Annotated in this window: 1 rRNA gene; it reads left to right on the top strand. The window is 52.9% G+C overall.

From position 1 onward, the window contains the following. Positions 1–1,356 (top strand): 23S ribosomal RNA (locus ACI3L3_RS16875); the annotation flags it as partial.

Raw genomic sequence — 1,356 nt, 5'->3', positions numbered from 1 at the left:
CGGTTCCTGAGTACCGCGGAACACGTGAAACTCCGTGGGAACCTGGGAGGACCATCTTCCAAGGCTAAATATTCCTTAGCGACCGATAGCGCACTAGTACCGTGAGGGAAAGGTGAAAAGTACCCCTGTGAGGGGAGTGAAATAGTACCTGAAACCGTCTGCCTACAAGCAGTGGGAGCGGATTTAGTCCGTGACCGCGTGCCTTTTGCATAATGGGCCAGCGAGTTAATCTGCTGTGCAAGGTTAAGCCGTAAGGTGGAGCCGAAGCGAAAGCGAGTCTGAATAGGGCGACAGTACATCGGATTAGACCCGAAGCCGGGTGATCTATCCATGGGCAGGCTGAAGCTCAGGTAAAACTGAGTGGAGGGCCGAACCGTTGCAAGTTGAAAATTGCTCGGATGACCTGTGGATAGGGGTGAAAGGCCAATCAAACCCGGTGATAGCTGGTTCTCCCCGAAATATATTGAGGTATAGCCTCAGGTTAGACTGACGGAGGTAGAGCACTGACAAGGCTAGGGGGCTTACCCGCTTACCAACCCTTATCAAACTCCGAATGCCGTTAGTTGTTGCCTGGGAGTCAGACTATGGGTGCGAAGGTCCATGGTCGAAAGGGAAACAGCCCAGATCGTCAGCTAAGGTCTCTAAATGTATGCTCAGTGGGAAAGGTGGTAGAGTTGCTCAGACAGCCAGGAGGTTGGCTTAGAAGCAGCCATCCTTTAAAGAAAGCGTAATAGCTCACTGGTCTAGTGACTCCGCGCCGAAAATGTAACGGGGCTAAGCATACTACCGAAGCTACGGGCTCGTACTTTGTACGAGCGGTAGGGGAGCGTTCTCACAGCTGATGAAGGCGAAGCCGGAAGGCACGCTGGAGGAGTGAGAAGTGAACATGCTGGCATGAGTAACGATAAAAAGTGTGAGAAACACTTTCGCCGTAAACCCGAGGTTTCCTGGGTAAAGGTAATCTTCCCAGGGTGAGTCGGCCCCTAAGGCGAGGCGGAAACGCGTAGCTGATGGGAAACAGGTTAATATTCCTGTACCTCGTAGAGTGTGCGAAGGAGGGACGCAGAAGGGTAGCTGATCCGGGTGTTGGATATCCCGGTGCAAGCGAGTAGGCTTGAGTGGTAGGCAAATCCGCCGCTCTCTAAGGCCGAGACGTGATGCCGTGTCTTTACAGACAGAAGTCAGTGATCCCAGACTGCCAAGAAAAGCTTCTAAGTTTAGCTCTATGAGACCGTACCGCAAACCAACTCAGGTGGGTGGGGTGAGTAACCCAAGGCGCTTGAGAGAACTCTGGCTAAGGAACTCGGCAAAATGACCCCGTAAGTTCGCGAGAAGGGGTGCTCCGATCGGTGAAGT

This window comes from Desulfobaculum sp. SPO524, from assembly GCF_044987625.1.
Lineage (GTDB): Bacteria > Desulfobacterota > Desulfovibrionia > Desulfovibrionales > Desulfovibrionaceae > Desulfobaculum.
This window is presented reverse-complemented; position numbering and strand designations above follow the sequence as displayed.